Below are 558 nucleotides of genomic sequence, written 5' to 3'. Positions count from 1 at the left end.
GGTGCGGCGCACGCCCGAGACGTACTGCGTGCTGTCGTACAACGTGAGCGAATCGCCCTCCCACACCGCGATGGTCGCGTGCGGCTCCATCGGGTTGTGCGTTTCCATCGGCGTACCGTAGACGGCCTCGATGCGCTGCGCCGCTTGCGCCATGCCGGCGGCCAAATCGCCGCGCATGGTATCGGCCGACTGCCCCTGCACCTTGCCGGGCGAGTGGGCATCGGCGCGGGCGGTTTCGAAATCGAGCCGCGCCGCCTGCTGCGCAACCTCTACGCGCACCATGCGCGCTGCGGCCTGCGCATGTTCCAGCGTGTCGCCCACCACCAGCGCGACGGGCTGGCCGTTGTAATGCACCTGATCGTCCTGCAGCAACGAGAGCACGCGTCCGGCCGGTGGTTCCAGCGCGGGCTTGCCGCCGTTGGGCAGGCGCGGGGCGTTCTCGTGCGTCATCACCAGCAGCACGCCGGGCATGGCCTGCGCAACGTGCGTATCGATACGGGTGATCCGGCCGGCGGGCACCGTGCTTTGCACCAGCACCGCATGCACCAGACGCGGCAC

At 69.7% G+C, this 558-nt stretch carries 1 protein-coding gene; it reads right to left on the bottom strand.

Features of this window, described 5'->3' with window-relative positions:
* Nucleotides 1–558, bottom strand: a 558-nt coding sequence (locus D1614_RS28620) for a molybdopterin cofactor-binding domain-containing protein (protein ID WP_147384407.1), incomplete at both ends; no start/stop codon positions are given.

This window comes from Maribellus luteus, from assembly GCF_003576475.1.
GTDB lineage: Bacteria > Bacteroidota > Bacteroidia > Bacteroidales > Prolixibacteraceae > Draconibacterium > Draconibacterium luteum.
This window is presented reverse-complemented; position numbering and strand designations above follow the sequence as displayed.